The sequence below is a fragment of the Marinobacter albus genome, assembly GCF_030238305.1.
Taxonomy (GTDB): Bacteria; Pseudomonadota; Gammaproteobacteria; order Pseudomonadales; family Oleiphilaceae; genus Marinobacter; species Marinobacter albus.
The window spans coordinates 370,651-390,615 of the sequence record NZ_JASSQD010000001.1 but is presented as its reverse complement, the minus strand read 5'-3'; the positions used below and the strand labels follow the sequence as shown (position 1 = coordinate 390,615).

Here is a 19,965-nt window from a genome sequence, read left to right as displayed (position 1 = left end):
ACCACCGAATTACGGAGCCAACCATGTCGTTAACCGATCGCATTGCCCGGGGCCTTGAGGCCGGCTGGAACGTCACCGATGGCGCCACTCTGGTTAAAAACCAGACCCACGAAGCCGATGTGGTGGTGGTCGGGACCGGTGCCGGTGGCGGCACCACCGCCGAGATCCTGGCCAAGAGTGGGCTGTCGGTGATTCTGGTGGAAGAGGGCCGGCTGTATTACCGGAAAGACTTCAAGATGGACGAACTCACCTCCTACGCCAACCTGTATCAGGAGGGCATGAGTCGGGTGACCCGCGACGGTGCCATTGCCATCCTTCAGGGCCGCTGTGTCGGAGGTTCCACCACCGTCAACTGGACCTCCAGCTTTCGCACTCCGGAGCAGACCCTGACCTACTGGTCCCGCCAATTCGGCCTGGATCATTTGACTCCGGACGCCATGGCCCCCTGGTTTGACGGTCGTGAAGAACGGCACTCCATGGCCCCCTGGCACATGGACCCCAACGTCAACAACGACATCCTGCGGCAGGGCTGTGAGAAACTGGGCTACCAATGGCAGATTATCCCAAGAAACGTGAAGGGCTGCTGGAACCTGGGCTATTGCGGGGTCGGCTGCCCCACCAACGCCAAGCAGGGAGCGCTGATGACCACCGTGCCCGGTGCGCTGGATCACCAGGCCCGACTGTTCCACGGCCTTCGGGCCGATCGGCTGGTGATGAATCAGGACCGCATCGACCACCTGCAGGCCTCGGCCATGAATGCCGACGGCGTTACCCCGTCAGGCGTAACGGTGACCCTGAAAGCCCGCCATTTTGTCGTGGCCGCCAGCGCCATTGGCTCACCGGGGTTGTTGCTGCGCTCCGATGTTCCCGACCCCCATGATCGGGTTGGCAAGCGCTCGTTCCTGCACCCCGTCAACGCCACCATGGCCCAGATGCCCGAGAAGGTTGACCCATTCTATGGGGCTCCGCAGTCCATCTATTCCGACGAATTCAATTTCAAACACGGGGTGGATGGCCCCGCCGGCTTCAAGCTGGAAGTGCCACCGTTGCACCCTGCGTTGTCCGCCGGCGTCATTCCCGGCCACGGGCGGCCCCAGATCGATGCCATGGCTGACCTGACCCGGACCCAATCGGTCATCGCCCTGGTCCGGGACGGATTTCATCCGGAGAGTCCCGGCGGCACGGTGTCGCTCCGGGACGACGGCAGCCCGGTTCTGGACTATCCGATTTCCGATTATCTTTGGAAAGGGCTGCGGCAGGCTTACCTGACCATGGCCGAAATCCAGTTTGCCGCTGGCGCCAAGCGGGTCCGGCCCGTGCACCTGGATTCTGACTGGTACAGCAGCTGGGCTGACGCCAAGGCCGCCATCGAGACCATTGCCATGGCACCGCACCGGACCAGACTCTTCACCGCTCACCAGATGGGCGGCTGTGGCATGGGCGCAAAACCGCAGGAGTCGGTGGTCAACGGCTTCGGCGAGCACCACCATGTGAGCAACCTCAGCGTGCACGATGCCTCGATCTTTCCGACCAGCATCGGTGCCAATCCGCAATTGTCGGTCTATGCCCTGGCCGCCAGGAACAGTACCCGGCTGGCTGGTAAACTCGCGGGGTAACCGCCAGCCGTTTTGGGATGGTCGGCAAACTGGTATTCTAGGCACTTCTGAAAAAGGAGCTGTGCATGCCGAAAGTTATCTACCCGGGCACCTTCGACCCCATCACCAATGGCCACACCGATCTGATAGAGCGTGCCGGCCGCATGTTCGATGAGATTGTTGTAGCGGTTGCCTACAACCCCAAGAAACAACCGCTTCTGAATCTGGAAGAACGTTGCGAACTGGTGCGTCAGGCAACTGACCACCTTCCGAATGTCAGTGTCACGGGTTTCAGCAACCTGTTGGCCGATTTTGTCCGTGAGCAGGGCGCCACGGTAATCCTGCGGGGGCTGCGTGCGGTTTCTGACTTCGAGTATGAATTTCAGCTGGCGGACATGAACCGTCGTCTGGCACCGGAAGTGGAAAGTGTTTTCCTGACCCCGGCCAACCATCTGTCCTACATCTCTTCGACCCTCATTCGGGAAATTGCCTCCCTGGGCGGTGATGTCTCGGAATTCGTCGATCCCGCCGTCGAGGCGGCCATGAAAAAGAAGTTTGAATCAGCCTGAGGTAACACAGATGGCCCTGATCATTACCGACGAATGCATCAATTGCGACGTCTGTGAGCCGGAATGCCCGAACGAGGCGATCTCGCCGGGCGACGAAATCTACGTCATCGATCCGAACAAGTGCACGGAGTGCGTCGGCCACTTCGATGAACCCCAGTGCCAGCTGGTGTGCCCGGTGGACTGTATTCCCCTGGATCCGGCCCATCGGGAATCCGAGGCGCAACTGATGGACAAGTACCGGAAGCTCACCGGGAACTGAAACGAAAAAAGCCCCGCAAGGGGCTTTTTTTCAGGCGCCACCGATGGCTCAGAGCAGCGGCGGCAGCGGAATTTCCCGGCCGTTCACGTCCACCATCAAGTCCTTCATGACCGCCTGCATAACCAACTGGTCGCCATCCTCGATCAGCAGACCCTGCTTGATCAACGGCGCAAGCTGCAGACGCACCTCCGGGTATTTCTCCACCAGCACCGTCGGCACGTTCAGACTCATGTCACCAGTCAGTCTTTGCATCACCATCAGCATCCCCGCCCGTTCGTCGGCGCTCAGCTCAGGGTGACCAATCATGGCGTGGCCGGTCACCGTGCCTTCAGGCGTCGACAGACTCAGTTCGGGGAAGCCCAGCGAGAAGCCGGACGCCGCCAGATCCCGCAATGCCTGGTTTACCTGCTCCATGGCCGCCATCTGCCGCTCCGGCTCCGGTCCACCGTTCGGGCCCGCCGCCACGACCATGGCCTGCAGGTCGGACATCCCGCCGGTCAGGGAGCTCCAGCTCGCCACATCCAGGTCTTTGAGGGCAAACTCGATGCGATGAGGACCGTAGCCCCGATCGGCTCGTACGATCTCTTCCAGCTCGATCGTGACCGTCGAATCGATCCGGGTCTCGTCGGCATTCGCCTCGGTGGCAGACGTCAGGCTGAAATCCCGGAAGTTAACGGGCGCCTCGGTCTTCGGGGTCACCACCATGGATCCGATATCCAATTCGCCGGCCCCGGTCCAGACATCACCAACCAGATGCTCCATGCTCTGCTCCAGATGGATGTCGGCAATTCGGATGTCGACTTCCGGGCCGGACAGACTCACGGCCGGCCACACCATCAGCGCCTCAGCCCGGGACCCGGCCTCGCTGATTTCAACGCGGGCCAGGCCACCGCTGGTGTTCAGCGACTCGCCGGTGACCTCATTGGTCATGGTCATCGTGGGCGCTTCCAACTCCACCGTTGCGGTTCCCCAGAGACGGGTTTCAAGCGTCAGGCGCGGTTCGGTATCCGGGAACCAGTCCGTGCCCTCTGGCGACCAACCACCCACCGGCTGGAAGTCCAGCAGGCTGCCGGTGACCCCATGACTCACGCTGGCCTTGTAATCGAGATGGTGGGATTCCCCAGTATCCGGGTTCTGGAGCACCAACGATCCGGTCAGCTCCGAGCCCAGCACACCGCGACGGTAGTTTCCGGTTTCCATCCGCACAAACGGCTGGGAGCGATTGACTTCCTCGGTCGCCTGCTGCCACTGCTGCTCGGTGACAAACCCGACGATCCAGGGCATGGCCCCGGCCACGACCAGCACCGAAGCGCCGGCAATCATCCATTTTTTCTGCAAGAAATCTCTCCGTCTCAGGGTTTGCTGGTCAGCCGCTCAAGCAACACCAGTTGCGACGCCAGTCGCTCCTCGCCCTCGGCAGGCTGATTCTGAATATAGCTGCCATCCGATTGCAGCACCCAGGACTGGCAATTATCCGCCAGGTACGTGTCGAGGTCCTCGCGGACGCGCGCCACCAGCGCCGGGTCTTCAATGGGGAAAGCGGTTTCCACCCGGCTGAGCAGGTTTCGCTCCATGCCATCGGCACTGGAACAGTAGACATCAGGCCGCCGGTTATTGCCAAAATAATACACCCGGGTATGCTCCAGGAATCGACCCACGATGGATCGCACCCGAATGTTTTCGGACAGCCCCGGTACCTCGGGCCGGAGGCAGCAGATGCCGCGGATGATCAGATCAATCTTCACGCCTGCCTGGGACGCCCGGTACAGTGCCTTGATCATCTCCGGTTCGGTCAGCGCGTTGAACTTGATGATAATCCGCCCCTTGTCACCAAAGCTCGCCTCGCGATCGATCAGGCTGAGCAGGCGGGTATGCAGGGTAAACGGCGCGTGAAACAGCTTCTTGATCTTCAGGGCCTTGCCCATGCCGGTTAACTGCTGGAACAGTTTGTTGACGTCATCGCCGATGGACTCATCGCAGGTCATGAAGCTGTAGTCGGTATACAGGCGGGCATTGCCAGCGTGGTAGTTACCGGTACCCAAGTGTACGTAACGGCGTAACCGGCCCTCCTCACGACGGACGATAAGAATCATCTTGGCATGGGTTTTGTAACCGACCACGCCATACACCACGATCACTCCAGCCTCCTGAAGACGACTGGCCAGCTCGAGGTTTTCCGCTTCGCTGAAACGGGCCCGCAATTCGATAACGGCAGTCACCTCCTTGCCACGCCGGGCCGCATCGGCCAGCGCCTCGACAATCTCGGAATCGGCGCCGGTGCGATACAGGGTCTGGCGAATCGCCAGTACCTGGGGATCCTTGGCCGCCTGGCGCAACAGGTCCACCACCGGACTGAAGTTCTCAAAGGGGTGGAGCAGCAGAATCGGCTGCTTGCGGATACTGTCGAACATCGAGTCCTTGCTGCGGATCAGCTTCGGAATCGAGGGGGAGAACCCGGAGTAGGTCAGGTCGGGCCGATCCACCAGACCACTGACGGCCATCAGTCGGGTCAGGTTCACCGGTCCGTGCACCTGATAGAGATCGCGTTCCGTCAGCCCGAACTCGGTCAGCAGGAACTGCATCAGCTCCTCGGGACAGTTATCCGCCACCTCCAACCGGACCCCGTCACCAAACCGGCGACTGAGCAACTCACCCCGCAGGGCCGACGCCAGGTCTTCCAGGTCGTCTTCCAGCTCCAGGTCGGCGTTGCGGGTCAGGCGGAACTGGTAACAGCCCTTCACCTCCATACCCGGGAACAGCTCGTCGGCGTGGGCGTGAATCATCGACGACAGGAACACCAGATTCTCACCTCCGTTACACACGTCGTCGGGCAAACGCACGAGGCGCGGCAAAGACCTTGGCGCCGGCACGATGGCCATGCCGGTCTCACGGCCAAAAGCGTCCTTGCCATCAAGCTCGACAATGAAGTTGAGGCTCTTGTTGACCAGGCGCGGGAACGGATGGGACGGATCCAGTCCGATCGGACTGACCACCGGAAGGATTTCCTCCTCGAAGTAGTTACGCACCCATTCGGCCTGAGCCGGTGTCCACTCCCGGCGGCGGACGAAATGGATATTCTCGCGTTCCATTTCCGGGATCAGGACGTTATTCAGGATGTCGTACTGTTCGTGGATATGGTCGTGGGCCACCCGGCTGATTTCCGACAGCACCTGCTCGGGCATCATGCCGTCCATACCCACGGTCTCCCGGCCATATTTCATCTGCTGGCGCAGACCGGCAACACGGATCTCGAAGAATTCGTCCATGTTGCTGCTGAAAATACAGCAGAAGATCAGACGGTTGATCAGAGGGTGGGTGGTGTCCAGAGCCTGCTTGAGAACCCGGTAATTGAACTGCAGCTGGCTGATTTCCCGGTTGAAGTAATTCTCGCTGGCATCCAGGTTGATGCCGTCGTCGACCGCAGGCACATCCATAGCTTCGGGCGCGCCCTGGCCACTGTCCGACTTGGGTTGCTTCGCCGTTTCCGTCGTCATAATCCCTCAATTCCAGTTGGATGCACCACCGGCCTCGCGCCGGCCATGCTGTCGTATCGTTTGCCGATTCAGCGTCGCTGCTCGCGCATCAGCCGCGCCGCGCGTACGGCGAAATAGGTCAGAATGCCATCGGCGCCGGCCCGGCGCATTGCCATCAGGCTCTCCATCATCACGGCATCACCATCAAGCCAGCCGTTCTCTGCCGCCGCCATGTGCATGGCGTATTCGCCACTGACCTGATAGACGAACGTGGGCACCTGCAGCTCGGACTTCACCCGGTGCACGATATCGAGGTAGGGCATACCGGGCTTGATCATCACCATGTCGGCCCCTTCTGCCAGGTCCATGGCCACTTCGTGTATTGCCTCGTCGGCGTTGGCAGGGTCCATCTGGTAAGTCGACTTGTTGCCCTTGCCAAGATTGCCCGCAGAGCCGACCGCATCCCGGAACGGCCCGTAATAACTCGAGGCATACTTGGCAGAATAGGCCAGAATCCGGGTATTAACATGCCCGGCGGCTTCCAGCGCCTCCCGGATGGCGGCGACACGGCCGTCCATCATGTCCGAGGGAGCGACCACATCTGCGCCGGCGTCGGCGTGGGAAAGCGCTTGGTTAACCAGCGCCTCCACGGTGACGTCGTTCATTACGTACCCGTCATTGTCGATGATTCCGTCCTGCCCGTGGGTGGTGAACGGATCCAGTGCCACATCGGTTATCACACCCAGTTCCGGGAAGGCCTGTTTCAGGGCGCGAACCGCGCGCTGGGCCAGGCCGTCCGAATCCCAGGCGCCAGAGCCGGACAGATTCTTTTTTTCGGCGGCCACCACCGGGAACAGAGCGATTGCCGGGATGCCCAGTTCCACCAACTCCGCTGCCTGCTCCACCAACAGGTCCACGCTCAACCGCTCAACGCCGGGCATTGACGGCACCGACTCCCGCTGGCCCTCGCCTTCAAGGACAAACACAGGGTAAATCAGGTTGTCGGGAGCCAACTGGTTCTCCCTCACGAGGCGCCGGGAAAAATCACTCGCGCGGTTGCGACGTAAGCGGGTGGCGGGAAACGCACGGGGGGTGGGACTCGGCACGAATAACCTCCTGATTGATGACGGGAACTCAATGGCTGACGACAACGCCGGAATGACGCTCTGCGCCCATCATACACGGCCTCGGCCAGCAGTTGCAGACTCCCGCATCGGGATAGGAACGACGCGTGACAATCGGGTTACCGAATCGAATCCAGCGCCTGGGCTCGAATGCGCTCCCGTTCATCGAAGCGCTGGTTTCGCAGGCGATCAAGGGCGACCTGCAACTCGGGGCCTGCCAACCCGGATGCCATCAGCCTCTCCCGCTCCGTCGAGTAGGCCTGCCAGCGCCGGGTCCAGTCCGCCTGTTCCTGCTCCAGCGTCTCCAGCCGTGCCGCGGTTTCGGCACCAAATGCCTCTTGCCGCCACGCCCGAAGGGCCACCGGATCGTCCGCCAGCTCCTGGCGCGCCCGTTCGTAGTCGGCAAAGCGTCGGGTATCTCTCCGCGCCCGGCGCAGGGACTCCGGTAACGATGCCTCGGCGTCTTCCAGAGCCGCCTGCCTTTGCTGAGGGGTCAGTTCCGGATCCCGGGCTATGCGAAGTTTTTCGACCTGGAAACGATCTATCGCTTCATCCTGGGCAAAAAACGCCTCCGCCGTCGCACTGTCCAGCCAGGTCCGTCGCAGGGCATGGATTTCTGCCATCCGCCGCTGCATTTCCAGGGCATCCAATCCGTCCCCGTAGCCGGCTTCAAGGTCGGAAACCGCCAGCTTGTAGTCAAGGTAGGCGCCCAGGGTTTCCAGGGCCTGACTTCGAGCCGGCTCTTCCAGAACCGACAGGGTTTGTTCGATTCGGGCAACCAGCTGCGAAAGGGACTCCTCCCCGAGCGCAGACAGGTAGTATTCGAACATCTGCCGCAGAGCCAACGTCGGGATAAGCCCACCGAAGGCATCCACCCGCGCCCATCCGCCCGGAACGGAGGTGCCGGCCAGGGAGGCGGGCATTTGCTCCGGCACCGGCACATCCCGGGGCCGACCCACCAGTTGCGAGGGGGGCGTGGATTCTTGCACCGACGGCGCCTTACCCGGGATCAATGATGAGGGTTCCTGCGGTGTTATGACGCCCTGGGTTTCCCCGCCCATCGTCCCGGGCCATAGCCAAACGATTGCGGTCAGACCGATCAGGACCAGCGGTACGAGAACCAGAGGGCGGGCGAAGGCATTCATGGTCAGGGCTGTCCGTGTTCCCGGGAATTGGCTACCGCACCGGATTAACTCCGGACACGATGGGATTGCACGAGCATAAACCAGGTCGACCAGGCGTACCGAGAACGACGTCAAAAACAGGACCGGGATGGATTATCCCGGCCTGTCCTGACAAGGAATCACAGGGAGCGGTTATTGAAACCCACGTCCACCTTGCGGGGGGAATCAGATCGGAAGTACGTATCAACCTCCTGAATTTTCCCTCCCTGGCTCAGGTAGGCTTCGATGTCTGCCTGCAACTGGGCACGAACCCGCGCACGGCCTGCAATGGTATGGCTGTCGTCACTGTCGCCGCCCCAGTTTCCTGACGACTCCAGATTGCTTTCGTCGAATTCACTCATGATATTTTCTCCATCAACGAAAACAGATGGTCGAGTGCCGGCAGCCCACTCAGGGCGACTACACTCAGTCTCGACGAACTGCCAACGGGGGCATCGTCTTGGCGTCTTTATAATCCGGTTTTTGTGACTGCGCTATTTCTGAACAATGCCTTTTTTGTAACTTTTTGTAACCAAAAATAACACGCTGATTTTATGTGACAAAATGGACCAATATCAGAACCCTGACAGATTGACTAAAAGAATGAATAATGATTCACTACTTGTAGGGAGCCGGTATGGCTTATCGTGAAACGGAGAAAATGCGCCAACGCAAGGCCGAGGCACGGCAACGCATCATCGACTGCACTTATGAATGCGTCGCCAGGGGCGGTTTCCGGAGTGCCCGGATCACCCGGATCGCAGGCCTCGCAGGCGTAGCAACCGGCACTATTTATCGGCACTTTGACTCCAGGGAAGACCTGTTCGCAGAAGTGTTCCGCCTGGCGACCCAGCGTGAAGTGGACAAGGTCGCCGAGGCATTGGCAACCAGCGACGAGGCCGATGTGCGTCTGGAAAAGGCATTGCGGCAGTTCGCCGAACGGGCGCTGAGAGGGCCGACGATGGCGTGGTCACTGATTGCCGAGCCAGTGGACCCCAAGGTTGAAGAGGAACGGCTGAAATACCGGAAGGCTTACGCAAGCCTATTCGAAACAGCGATCCGAGACGGCATCGAAGAAGGATGCATTCCGGACCAGGACGCCTGCCAGAGCAGTACCTGCCTTGTGGGCGCAATCGCGGAGAGTCTCGTCGGCCCGTTGTCTCCAACCCAGGCCGGAACGAAGCCCGCGGCTACAACTGACAACAACGATATGCTGGTCGACACCATTATTCGCTTCTGCATGCAGGGGTTGACCGGCACCAGGAGATAGCCATGAACGCACGGCAGCCCCATCCCGAAAGTCAGACCGGCAATACCGAAGACCGGTATCTGGCCAGCACCCACGACGTGGTGAACCAACCGCCAGCACTTGAGGACTACAACCTCTTCGAGCAGGACATGGCCCTGCAGGAAGCGGCCACTCGGGAAGGGGCCAGCTGGGCCGAGGATGACCTGAAACGGTTTGGCGCTCTGGCGGGTGCCGCGAAAACTATCGATCTTGGGTTCCGTGCCAACAACAACAAGCCGGTGTTCAACACCCATGATCGGTTCGGGCATCGCATCGACGAGGTGGATTTCCATCCGGCCTATCATGAGCTGATGGCTATCGCCATGGAGCATGGCCTGCACAGCAGCCCCTGGACCCATCCGGGCACGGGAGCGCACGTTGCCCGGGCCGCCAAGTACTACATGCATTCCCAGGTGGAAGCGGCCCACTGTTGCCCGATCACAATGACGTTCGCTGCCATACCCTCAATCCGGAAACAGCCGAACCTCGCCCGGGACTGGGAACAGAGGATCCTCGCCAACAGCTACGACCCCCGCAACCTTCCCGACGGCCAGAAAGCCTCGGTGACCATCGGTATGGCGATGACCGAGAAACAGGGCGGCAGTGACGTTCGCGCCAATAGCACCAAAGCCTACCCGGTAGGTCTTGAGGGTCCGGGCCAGGCCTACGAACTGGTCGGCCACAAATGGTTTGTCTCGGCCCCTATGTGCGACGCTTTCCTGGTGCTGGCGCAGTCCCGCGGCGGCCTGTCCTGCTTCCTCATGCCCCGCTGGCGGCCGGATGGCAGCAAGAACCCGTGGCAGATTCAACGCCTCAAGAACAAGATGGGCAATGTGGCCAACGCCTCCAGCGAGGCCGAGTTGCGAGGCGCCCTGGGCTGGATGGTCGGCGAAGAGGGCCGGGGCGTACCCACGATCATCGAGATGGTGGCCATGACCCGCTTTGACTGCATGATCGGCAGTTCCGCCGGCATGCGCCAGGCCGTGGCCCAGGCCACTCACCACTGCCGCCATCGCAGCGCTTTCGGCAATCGCCTGATCGATCAGCCCCTGATGCAGAATGTACTGGCCGATCTGGCCCTCGAAAGCGAAGCGGCGCTGGCCTACACCATGCGCATTGGCCGGGCGCTGGACAGTCAGGGTCAGGAACACGAACGCCTGCTGGCTCGCCTGGCGACCCCGGTGGGCAAATACTGGATCTGCAAGCGGTCTCCGAATCACGCCTACGAAGCCATGGAGTGCATTGGTGGCAGCGGCGTGATGGAGGACTGCATCATGCCCCGGCTGTTCCGGGAGTCTCCGGTCAATGCGATCTGGGAAGGCAGTGGCAATGTCCAGTGCCTGGACACCCTGCGCGCCCTGCAGAAAGAACCGGACACCCTGGACGCCTTCTTCCGCGAAGCGGCCCTGGCGCGGGGAGCCGACGCCCGTTTTGACCGGTTCCTGGCCCAGTTGCAGAACGACTTTGCCGACATCAGCGACTTCCAGTACCGGGCCCGCAATCTGGTCGATCGCATGGCCCTGGCGCTGCAGGCCGCCCTGCTGTTGCAGCATTCGGACCCGGCGGTCGCAGATGCCTTTTGCGCCACCCGCCTGGAAGCCGGCGGCGGGCTCAACTACGGCAACCTGCCCTCGGGGACGGACGCCGCCGCCATTATCAAACGTGCAACACCTGTAGTAGGCTAGTCCGATCCCATTCTGAGCACGGATCACTATGTCTGAAGCCCTCCGAAAACTGCTGAGCCAGCCTGGCCCGCAACCGGTGATCACGCCCCACGTGGGCGTCCTCACCCTGCACTTCCAGCTGTACGGCTGCGAAGATCTCAAGGCCAAACGCAAGGTATTTACAGCCCTGCGCGCGGTCTGGGGCAGAGAGCCGGATCTGGCGGTGTCCGAAACCGCGGACCAGGACGCTCTGGACTGTGCAACCTGGACCATTGCGGCACTCGGCACCTCGTCCCAGCAGATTACCCAGCGCCTCGACCAGGTTGAAAAAGCCATCGAGGAACGGGTGGATGCTGCCATACTGGATATCCACCGGGAAATTCTCTGACCTGCCGCGCGCACTGGAACGGGGCCTTGTGGCGTAACGTCTTCTCACGCCGTATACTACGCCCCCTCAGGGATGCCAGTGCGCCAGCCTGCTACAGGCGGCGAGTTACCAACGCCGGATCAACACTTCGGCAATATCCGTCGGGCATCCGGAACCGGCCCTGCGGATGACCACTGATTACGTGTGGTACCTATGACCGGAAAGAAAAAATCCGCCCAGGCCTCGGTTGAGGCCATGTATCGCGTGTTCACGGTGCCCGAGGCCCCGGAATCCACGCTGAGCCGGATCGACCAGAACATCTCCAGAAATCTTGCAGGCTTCCTGCAGGAGCATATCGTTGCGGTTGAACGGGACCTGTCGGAAGTAGAGAAGAATTTCTCCGACTACGCGATCCCCGAAAAACCCGTGTTCGTATCCGAGCAGGCCCAGTTCCTGCTCGATAAACTGGTGGCCAATTCCGTTCATACCGCCTCCCCGGCCTTCATTGGCCACATGACCTCAGCGCTGCCGTATTTCATGCTGCCGCTGTCCAAGATCATGATTGCGCTGAACCAGAATCTGGTGAAAACCGAGACTTCCAAGGCGTTCACACCCATGGAACGTCAGGTCCTCGGCATGATTCACCGCCTGGTGTACGAAGAGGACGGCGCTTTCTATCGCAAGTGGATGCACAACCCCCGCTATGCCCTGGGCGCCATGTGCTCCGGCGGCACCATTGCCAACCTGACAGCACTCTGGGTGGCCCGCAACCGTGCCTTCCCGGCCGAAGGCAACTTCCGCGGTCTGCATCAGGAAGGTCTGTTCCGGGCCCTGAAATACTACGGCTATGAAGGAGCGGCAATCGTGGTATCCCGCCGGGGCCACTACTCACTGCGCAAGGCCGCCGATGTGCTGGGCCTGGGCCGGGAGTCGCTGGTGCCGGTGGATACAGACGATGAAAACCGCATCCAGACCGACGCTCTGCGCGACAAATGCCTGGAACTTCAGCGCCAGAAGATCAAGGTCATGGCCATCTGCGGGGTAGCAGGCACCACCGAGACCGGCAACGTCGATCCGCTCGACGGAATGGCGGACATCGCCCGGGAATTCGGCGCCCATTTCCATGTGGATGCGGCCTGGGGAGGCCCGACCCTGTTCTCACGAACCCACAAGCACTTGCTCCGGGGCATTGAGAAGGCCGACTCAGTCACCTTCGATGCCCACAAACAGCTTTACGTGCCCATGGGCGTCGGTCTGGTGGTCTTCAAGGACCCGAGCCTGGCCAGCGCCGTAGAACACCATGCCCAGTACATCATCCGGAAAGGTTCCCGGGACCTGGGCAGCACCACCCTGGAGGGTTCACGCCCAGGCATGTCGATGCTGATCCATTCCGGCCTGAAGATCCTGGCGCGGGAAGGCTACGAGATTCTGATCGATCAGGGCATCGACAAGGCCAAGACGTTTGCCGGGATGATAGAGGACGAACCGGACTTTGAACTGGTCACCCGACCGGAGCTGAACATCCTCACCTACCGCTACTGCCCGGAAAATGTCCAGAAGGCCCTGGCAATGGCGGACCCACTGCAGGCGGAGAAGCTCAACACCTGCCTTAACCGCATCACCAAGTTTATCCAGAAAACCCAGCGGGAGCGGGGCAAGGCGTTTGTCTCACGGACCCGACTGGAACCATCACGCTACTATCACTTCCCGTGCATCGTGTTCCGGGTGGTGCTGGCGAACCCGCTGACCACGCGGGAGATTCTGACGGATATTCTGGCTGAACAGCGGGAACTGTCGACGGATGAGGGGATTCAGGACGAGATGAGCATTCTGCATCAGATGGCCGATGCAGTGCTGAAACAGGGCCAACTTGGTGCCAGACAGGCCTGAGGCCTCACTGGCGCGGAAACCGCAAAGAAGTCGGGTAACTGACCACAACACGCTGTGAACACATCCCTGTGCGCTCGGCTCCGTCATCCATGGCTCCGCACGGTTGTGGTCGGTTATCCGCCTCCCTCACTGAGGATCAAGGCTGACTTCAGTAAAGCGCCTCTTCGTCATCCAGCACTTCGTGAATGATCTCCAGGAACATGTGATCCGCATCGCTCCAGCTCTCAGGGATCCGGATCGTGGTATTGGCGCTGATCTCCCGGGCAATGATCTCGTTCGCATTCGGCTCATTGCGATGCTTGCGGGCAATCTCCATGGACTTGACGGCGATGGTCGGCTCACTCAGCACTTTCTTGATGAACACTCGCAGCTCATCAATGGTCTTGGCCTGCCGGCTCTCTACAGATGAACTCATACTTCACTCCACGGACAAATATGGATGCCAGAGGGGCGTGCTCGCCCCTTACCTTCAAATAGTATGACCAAACTGACGGGCTGCAACCAGCCCGGTCGATCAGATCAGCAACCCGCGCAGGGTGAAGAACAGGATCGCCGCCATGATGGCCGAGGCCGGCACGGTGATGATCCAGGCCGCCGCAATCTTCATCAGATGTGAACGCTTGACCATTTCTTCCCGATAGATCTTTTTCAGACGCTTGCGCTCGGATTTCACCAGCGGTACCTGCTTATTCTTCTTGGCCTGCTTCAGCAGCTTTTCCATTTCCTCGACCGAGGCATTGCGGAAATCATCCAGGAAGGGTTTCAGGCGCTCCTGCTCCTCCGGATCATGATGTTCCATGATCTTGTGCAGCTGGGTCGCGTAGTTGGACTTCAGATACTCGCGCAGGAAACCGACGCCGAATACCCCGCCAAGCGCGATGTGGGTGGAACTGACCGGCAGACCGAGCTGAGAAGCCAGAATCACCGTCAGTGCCGCCGACAGGGCGACACAGAACGCGCGGGTCTTGTCCAGTTCGGTGATTTCGCTGCCCACGGTCTTGATCAGGCGCGGACCGAACAGCATCAGGCCGACGGCGATACCCAGCGCGCCGACCAGCATCACCCACAGCGGGATACTGGCTGCCGTTACCACCCCACCCGAGGCCAGGGCATCGTTGATCGCCGCCAGCGGGCCAATCGCGTTGGCAACGTCGTTAGCACCGTGCGCAAAGCTCAGCAGGGCAGCGGCAAAGATCAGGGGCCAGGTAAACAGTGAGCTTACGCCCACGGCGCTGTTTTCCATGGTGGCCGCCCGGCGATTCACCATGGTGCGGACCAGCACATAGGCCAGGGCTGCCGCCACCAGACCAATCAGTGACGCCTCCAGGAAGTCGACCTTCACGACCTTCTTGACGCCCTTGATCATCAGGTAGGTCCCGAAGACCCACGCCATAATGGCCACCAGCAGGGGCACAAAGGTGCGCGCCGCAGGAACGACATCCTTGCGATACAGCACCGTTTTCTTGATCGCGAACAGGAACAGCGCGGCCAGCGCGCCCCCGAGAACCGGTGAGATGACCCAGCTGGCGGCGATCTTGCTCATTACCGCCCAATCTGCGATGCCCCAGCCGCCGGCGGCAATGCCTGCACCCAGGACGCCGCCAACAATGGAGTGCGTGGTCGAGACCGGCGCCCCCATCCAGGTCGCCAGATTGAGCCACAGCGCCCCGGCCAGGAGCGCAGCGGTCATCAGCCAGACGAAGGCCTGACTGTCAGCCAGGGACGTCGGGTCGATGATGCCGCCCTTGATGGTCGACACCACTTCGCCACCGGCAATCAGGGCGCCGCTGGCCTCGAAGATGGCGGCGATAACGATTGCGCCCCCAAGGGTCAGCGCCCCGGAGCCAACTGCAGGCCCCACGTTATTGGCAACGTCGTTGGCGCCGATGTTGATTGCCATGTAGCCACCGATAACGGCAGCCGCCATTAACAGCATGCTGTTAGGCATTCCCTGGCTGAAAGAACCAACGGTCAGCCATATGCCGAGTAGAAACAGCAGGCTGAATCCGACCCTGTATCGTTCCGTGGAAGGGCTGGTGAGAAGAGTATCCAGAAATCCGGTTGAACGGGCCATAACAGATTGGGTCTCGTTTGGTCTGAATGGGGAAACTGCGACAGTTACGCGCCGCAACTATAAATTTTTTGACATCAAATTGAAATAAACGGGGGTATAGCTCACCCAGATCACACAATGAGTAGCCAAAGGATGCATTCTTTACGGGAACTGCCCCATAATTCCGGGAAAAAGCGTCAAAACTATAATAACTCCAGTTAAGGCTCACATGACCGACCAAACTTCATGCGGCCAACGGGCCGTCGGCGAGCGCGAGGACGCCCAGGTATCGCGACTGATCACCTGGTTGTCGGTAATGGCCATTGCGTTCCTGATCGGTATCGGCGCCAAGGCGTGGTATGCGGGCCACAACACCCACGCCTGGGTACTCTGGTCGTTTGTGCTGGTGGTCGCCGCCAACATGGCCTGGTTTGCCCACACCGGCGACCGCACCGCCCAGAAAGGTGGCCTGCTCCTGGTTGTCGGCCTGTTGTTTACCTACCTGATTGCCTCGGGTGGCGAGAGCAATACCGGCCCGCTGTGGTTCTATGTGTTCCCACCGTTGCTGTTCTATCTGACCAACCTCAAGACCGGAACCGCTGTGCTGCTGTTCTGTTACCTGGTTGCGGTCATTGTCTTCCAGTTCCCCGGAATGCCCCTGGTTTCAACTGAATACAGTACCGACTTTAAGATCCGGTTCTTTGCCACCCTGACCTTCGAATCCATTCTCTGCTTCGTGCTCGAGGCCAGCCGCCTGAAAGCCCGCAACGAACTGGTGGCACTGGCAGAAACCCATGAGCATGCTGCCAAGACCGACGAACTCACCGGTCTGTCCAACCGCCGGGACATGCAGAACCGGCTGGGCGCTGAATTTTCCCGGTACCGGCGCTCCGGTCATCATTTCTCGATTGCGTTGATCGACCTGGACCTGTTCAAGGCCATCAACGATCGCTTTGGCCACGACGCCGGCGACGCGGTGTTGAGGGAATTTTCCACTCTGATGAAAGCCATCATTCGCCAGACCGACGTGGCGGCGCGCTGGGGTGGCGAGGAGTTTCTGCTGCTGTTGCCCGACACCTCGCTGCTCCAGGCGCTGACCCTGGCTGAGCGACTTCGCTCGGAAGTGGCCAGCACCCGGTTCCAGTTCCGCGGTGCCGACCTGCCGGTCACCATCAGCGCCGGCGTCTGTTCCATCGCCAAGGCCGGCTCAATCGACGAGTTGCTCAAGCAGGTAGATGTGCATCTCTACAATGCCAAGGAAGCCGGCCGGAACCGCATAGCGCCCAGGGTTCGCAGCCGGGATGCGAGCACTGCCGGAACGGCCTGATCTTGAGCGGTAAACCTGCTGCGATTATGATCGGACGCCTACTCCGCCCCGTAAACCCCGGGGAAATACCGAACTGACAGGAAAAGAAATGACAAGCATGCGAATTCTGGTGGGCAGCGTCTACGGCGGTGCCTTGTTGACCGCGCGGGCAATCAAAGAGAGCCTGGAGGCCGAGGGGCATCGGGTAACGGTGCTGGAGCACCCGGTCCTGGAGGACATCACCGGAAACGAGGACGCCCTGCTGGTGTGCACATCGACCACCGGCCAGGGCGAGGTGCCCGCCAACCTGCTGCCATTTTATGTCGATCTGCGCGACCGGCTGCCCCAGCAACCGGGTCGCCCCTTCGGGGTCATTGTCCTGGGCGACAGCTCCTACGGAGATACCTTCTGCGGCGCCGGCGACCTTATGGAAGAAGCCCTCAGCGAGACCGCTGCCCGCAAAGTCGGCGACACCTTGCGCATTGATGCCCTGGAAACCATGGAGCCTGAGGCCGAAGCGCTGCCGTGGGTGAGGCAGTGGCTCACCCAGCTATGAACCCCGGCTGGCGAGAGCATCACAATTGCAGTCGCTGACGCTTGAGCCGTTTCCGGTGAACGGCCATACTCGCGCTTACAACGAGACTGAATGCGACACTTCGTGACATTTATTGACTGGCCAAGACTACTTGCGACGCTGCTTCTGCTGCTTGCGTTCGCCTCGCCGTCCCACGGGGCGGAGGGTTACTATGTGCCCCATGCCAGTTATCTGACTGTCCCGGCCGGCACGGATGCCCTGCCTGAAAATCTGCTCGAATCCGGAAACTGGCAGTCACTTCGGGGCCGGAGCCCGAACTTCGGCTACATCGAAGACACGCTCTGGCTGAGATTTCCGGTCCCGGACCAGCAATCCCTGAATCTCCTGGAAATCAGCTACGCCCACCTGGATCGGGTCCGGTTTTTTCTGGTCGAGGACGGCAAGATCGTTCGCAGCGTGACCACCGGCGATGCCTTCCCGTTCAAGCAGCGTCCGATCCTTCACCGGCACTTTCTGTTTCCGTTCGAGCGTTCCGGTGAGGGCCGCTACGACATCCTGCTCGAAGTCCAGACCAGCGGAGCTATGCAGGTTCCCCTGACACTCTGGAATGACAAGTCATTCTTCGAGAGCTCGTTTATCGAGGATCAGGTACACGCGGTCTACTACGGTATCCTGATTACCGCCATCTTCCTGAACCTCTTCGTTTTCCTGGCGCTACGGGAGCGGGTCTACCTGCTGTATGTGCTCTCGACCCTGGGCTACCTCCTGCTGATCGGCACCCTGAATGGCATGACCTTTCAGGCGCTCTGGCCCACCAGCCCGGAGATCCAGAACCGGGCGATGCTGCTGAGCATCCCGATGGCCCTGATCTTCACGCTCTGGTTCTCGCGCTCGTTCCTGAACCTTGACCGTGCCAGCCCGGCCCTGGAACGCACGGTTATCCTCGCCATTGCCATAAACTCAGCGGCGGCGCTGGCCACCTTCGTATTGGACTACAGCACGTCAATCCGCCTGGTGGTTGCACTCTCCATACCCAGCAGCCTGTTGCTGACTCTGCTCGGCCCCCAGCAGTGGCTTCGGGGTAACCGTCAGGCGGCCTACTACACCCTGGCGTGGGGCGCATTAACCCTCGGCAGTGCCATTACCGCGGCCAACAAGTACGGATTCCTGCCCAACAGTTTTCTCACGGTCTATGCCATGCAGATCGGTTCTGCGCTGCAGGCCGTGTTACTGGCCATGGCCATGGCCGTCCGGATGCTCCAGGAGCGCCAGGACAAGGTGGAAGCGCGGGAAGCCGAGTTGCGTGCAATGACCGCCCGCCGGTCCGCCGAGCTCAAACTGATGGACCACGCCCTTCACAACCCGCTCACCGGGTTGCCCAATCGCAGCGGCTTTGAGATGACCCTGAACGATCTGATGATGCGCAGTCCGGAAAAGCGGTTCGGCATCGTCGTCATTCATCTGAACAACCTGGATTCGGTCACCAAGACCCTGGGCCACCGCAACAGCGACCAGATTCTTGAACTGGCCTCGAAGCACTACAACGCCGTTTTACGCGACCTGCCCGGGGCCATTGCCGTCGAACAGACCGACAAACGCAGCTATTTCCTGGCCTCCCTGGACCCACAGACCTTCGCGTTTGTGGTCGATGCGGACGTCGCCGAAGCCGCGGCACGGTCCGTCGTCAACGCCCTGGAGGATATCCGCTACCCGGTTGATTACCTGGGGATGCAGGTGCCCATGGATGCCCGCCTGGGCGTGGCGATCTTTCCGGACCACGGAATGGATGCCAATACCCTGATTCGTCGTGCGGTCATCGCCGAAGGCACTGAGCGGGCGCTGGAGCGGGGCATGGCCTATTACAAGCCGTCCCGGGACTCCTTCAGCGCCGACCGGCTGACCATCGTCTCCGAATTGCGCCAGGCCCTGATCGACAACCGACTGGCGCTGTATCTGCAGCCCAAGGTGTCACTGGCAACCGGTGCGGTGGTAGGCCTGGAGGCCCTGATCCGCTGGCCCGAAAAACAGAGCCAGATTCGTCCGGATGAAATCGTGGTGCTGGCAGAGCAGACCGGCCTGATCAAGCCCCTGACCCGCTGGGTTCTGGAGCAGGCCCTCACCATGCGCAGCCGGCTGCTCGAGCACGGCTGGCCCCTGGACCTGTCGGTCAATATCTCCCCCAACAACCTTCGGGAGCCCGATTTCCCACTGCACGTGCAGCGGCTGATGAGCAGCTTTCAGCAGCACCGGGACAGCATCACATTCGAGGTCACGGAAACGTCCATGATGCAGGACCCCGCCAACTCCCTGACCGCCCTGAAACTGCTCAATGACAGCGGCATTCCGGTGTCCATAGACGACTTTGGCTCCGGGTACTCGTCACTGTCCTACATCAAGCAACTGCCGGCCAGTGAGATCAAGATTGACCGTTCGCTGATCTCGGACCTGGTCACCCGGGCCGAGGACCGTGTCATCGTCCAGACCACCATCGATATGTGCCACAGCCTGGGGTACAAGGTGGTCGCCGAAGGCGTGGAGGACGAGACCACCGCGGGACTCCTGCGGGGCATGGGCTGCGACATGATCCAGGGCTTCCTGCTCACACCACCCCTGCCGTTCGATGACATGCTGGACTGGCTGAGCCACTCGGACAGCCAGCAACAGAAACTGGGCTAGCGC

17 protein-coding genes are annotated in these 19,965 nt (G+C 60.7%); 10 read left to right on the top strand and 7 right to left on the bottom strand.

Annotated features, from left to right (window positions below; genetic code table 11):
- Positions 1–23: 23 nt before the first annotated feature.
- From QQF73_RS01810 to QQF73_RS01800, 3 genes are all read left to right on the top strand, one after another.
- Complete coding sequence (locus QQF73_RS01810) at positions 24–1,616, top strand: GMC family oxidoreductase (RefSeq protein ID WP_285367032.1); 1,593 nt, start codon at positions 24–26, stop codon at positions 1,614–1,616.
- Positions 1,617–1,681: 65 nt separating this feature from the next.
- On the top strand, positions 1,682–2,164 hold the full coding sequence (gene coaD, locus QQF73_RS01805) for a pantetheine-phosphate adenylyltransferase (RefSeq protein WP_219867128.1): 483 nt from the start codon (positions 1,682–1,684) through the stop codon (positions 2,162–2,164).
- Positions 2,165–2,174: 10 nt separating this feature from the next.
- Positions 2,175–2,423, top strand: coding sequence for a YfhL family 4Fe-4S dicluster ferredoxin (locus QQF73_RS01800; protein WP_219867129.1), 249 nt, complete (start codon positions 2,175–2,177; stop codon positions 2,421–2,423).
- A 48-nt stretch (positions 2,424–2,471) separates the two neighbouring features.
- On the opposite strand, the gene QQF73_RS01795 is transcribed toward QQF73_RS01800, so the two are convergent.
- The 5 genes from QQF73_RS01795 to QQF73_RS01775 all read right to left on the bottom strand — a co-directional run bounded on the left by QQF73_RS01795 (position 2,472) and on the right by QQF73_RS01775 (position 8,545).
- Positions 2,472–3,761, bottom strand: a complete 1,290-nt coding sequence (locus QQF73_RS01795; protein WP_219867130.1) for a DUF945 family protein — start codon at positions 3,759–3,761, stop codon at positions 2,472–2,474.
- A gap of 14 nt (positions 3,762–3,775) precedes the next feature.
- Positions 3,776–5,917 (bottom strand): polyphosphate kinase 1, encoded by a 2,142-nt coding sequence (ppk1, locus tag QQF73_RS01790; RefSeq protein ID WP_219867131.1) that lies wholly within the window; start codon positions 5,915–5,917, stop codon positions 3,776–3,778.
- A 68-nt stretch (positions 5,918–5,985) separates the two neighbouring features.
- The gene (hemB, locus tag QQF73_RS01785) at positions 5,986–7,002 is read right to left on the bottom strand and encodes a porphobilinogen synthase (RefSeq protein WP_219867132.1); all 1,017 of its coding nucleotides are present in this window, start codon (positions 7,000–7,002) and stop codon (positions 5,986–5,988) included.
- A 137-nt stretch (positions 7,003–7,139) separates the two neighbouring features.
- Entirely contained in the window at positions 7,140–8,165 is a 1,026-nt protein-coding gene (locus QQF73_RS01780) for a lipase secretion chaperone (RefSeq protein WP_285367029.1), read from the bottom strand.
- Between the two features lie 158 nt (positions 8,166–8,323).
- The gene (locus tag QQF73_RS01775) at positions 8,324–8,545 is read right to left on the bottom strand and encodes a hypothetical protein (RefSeq protein WP_219867133.1); all 222 of its coding nucleotides are present in this window, start codon (positions 8,543–8,545) and stop codon (positions 8,324–8,326) included.
- 275 nt (positions 8,546–8,820) lie between these two features.
- On the opposite strand from QQF73_RS01775, the gene QQF73_RS01770 reads away from it, so the two are divergent.
- The 4 genes from QQF73_RS01770 to panP all read left to right on the top strand — a co-directional run bounded on the left by QQF73_RS01770 (position 8,821) and on the right by panP (position 13,392).
- The gene (locus QQF73_RS01770) at positions 8,821–9,453 is read left to right on the top strand and encodes a TetR/AcrR family transcriptional regulator (RefSeq protein WP_285367028.1); all 633 of its coding nucleotides are present in this window, start codon (positions 8,821–8,823) and stop codon (positions 9,451–9,453) included.
- A gap of 2 nt (positions 9,454–9,455) precedes the next feature.
- Complete coding sequence (locus tag QQF73_RS01765; protein WP_285367027.1) at positions 9,456–11,156, top strand: isovaleryl-CoA dehydrogenase; 1,701 nt, start codon at positions 9,456–9,458, stop codon at positions 11,154–11,156.
- 28 nt (positions 11,157–11,184) lie between these two features.
- On the top strand, positions 11,185–11,523 hold the full coding sequence (locus tag QQF73_RS01760) for a DUF503 domain-containing protein (protein WP_219867136.1): 339 nt from the start codon (positions 11,185–11,187) through the stop codon (positions 11,521–11,523).
- 192 nt (positions 11,524–11,715) lie between these two features.
- Entirely contained in the window at positions 11,716–13,392 is a 1,677-nt protein-coding gene (gene panP, locus QQF73_RS01755; RefSeq protein WP_219867137.1) for a pyridoxal-dependent aspartate 1-decarboxylase PanP, read from the top strand.
- 148 nt (positions 13,393–13,540) lie between these two features.
- Here the strand turns inward: panP and QQF73_RS01750 are convergent, their stop codons facing one another.
- Positions 13,541–13,807, bottom strand: coding sequence for a hypothetical protein (locus tag QQF73_RS01750; protein WP_219867138.1), 267 nt, complete (start codon positions 13,805–13,807; stop codon positions 13,541–13,543).
- 99 nt (positions 13,808–13,906) lie between these two features.
- Positions 13,907–15,466: an inorganic phosphate transporter gene (locus QQF73_RS01745; protein ID WP_285367026.1), complete on the bottom strand. Its 1,560-nt coding sequence runs from the start codon at positions 15,464–15,466 to the stop codon at positions 13,907–13,909.
- Positions 15,467–15,674: 208 nt separating this feature from the next.
- On the opposite strand from QQF73_RS01745, the gene QQF73_RS01740 reads away from it, so the two are divergent.
- The 3 genes from QQF73_RS01740 to QQF73_RS01730 all read left to right on the top strand — a co-directional run bounded on the left by QQF73_RS01740 (position 15,675) and on the right by QQF73_RS01730 (position 19,962).
- Complete coding sequence (locus tag QQF73_RS01740) at positions 15,675–16,772, top strand: GGDEF domain-containing protein (protein WP_285367025.1); 1,098 nt, start codon at positions 15,675–15,677, stop codon at positions 16,770–16,772.
- Between the two features lie 88 nt (positions 16,773–16,860).
- The gene (locus QQF73_RS01735; RefSeq protein ID WP_285367024.1) at positions 16,861–17,307 is read left to right on the top strand and encodes a flavodoxin; all 447 of its coding nucleotides are present in this window, start codon (positions 16,861–16,863) and stop codon (positions 17,305–17,307) included.
- Between the two features lie 90 nt (positions 17,308–17,397).
- A complete protein-coding gene (locus tag QQF73_RS01730; protein ID WP_285367022.1) occupies positions 17,398–19,962 on the top strand; it encodes an EAL domain-containing protein in 2,565 nt (854 codons plus the stop codon).
- The last annotated feature ends 3 nt before the right edge of the window (positions 19,963–19,965 follow it).